Origin of the sequence: Collinsella sp. Sow4_D11 (genome assembly GCF_052116465.1) — a bacterium.
Lineage (GTDB): Bacteria > Actinomycetota > Coriobacteriia > Coriobacteriales > Coriobacteriaceae > Collinsella.
This window is the reverse complement of record NZ_JBQKLA010000076.1, coordinates 1-478: the sequence shown is the minus strand read 5'-3', so window position 1 is coordinate 478 and position 478 is coordinate 1. Positions and strand designations below refer to the sequence as shown.

At 36.0% G+C, this 478-nt stretch carries 1 protein-coding gene; it reads left to right on the top strand.

Translation table 11 applies throughout. The features are described from left to right. Nucleotides 1–16: 16 nt before the first annotated feature. The coding region (locus ACTQ40_RS10595) for a G5 domain-containing protein (protein WP_441564129.1) at nt 17–478 on the top strand (462 nt) is incomplete at its 3' end.

Sequence of the window (478 nt, the reverse complement as noted above, 5' to 3'; positions counted from 1 at the left end):
ACTTTATCATTCGGATATGAAAAAGCACCTTTATACCAAAGATTCCAATGAATACAAAGTTTTGGCCACTCGAGGTTGGAAACAAGAAGGCATTGCTTTCTATGGTTTAACGTCAGCAGCGCAAAAGATCACCACTGAAAATTTAAAAACAAACGAGGTACTGCCCTTTAAGAAAATAACGAAGGATGATAAAAATCTATTTAAAGATGAAAGCAAAATCCGAACCAAGGGCGTCAATGGCAGTTTAGAAAGAACCTATAAAGTCACCTATATCGATGGTATTGAAAGCAAACGAGTTAAAATTAAGGAAACAAGAAAAGAACCCATCGATGAAGTAACACTAAAAGGCACCAAAGATCGAATCACGACGAAGACGGAAACAGTAAGGAGTGAATTAGATTTTAGAACAACATATGAGTCGGATTATTCTATGCTCCAGGGTGAAAATAAAATAAAGATCAAAGGGGAAAAGGGTTAT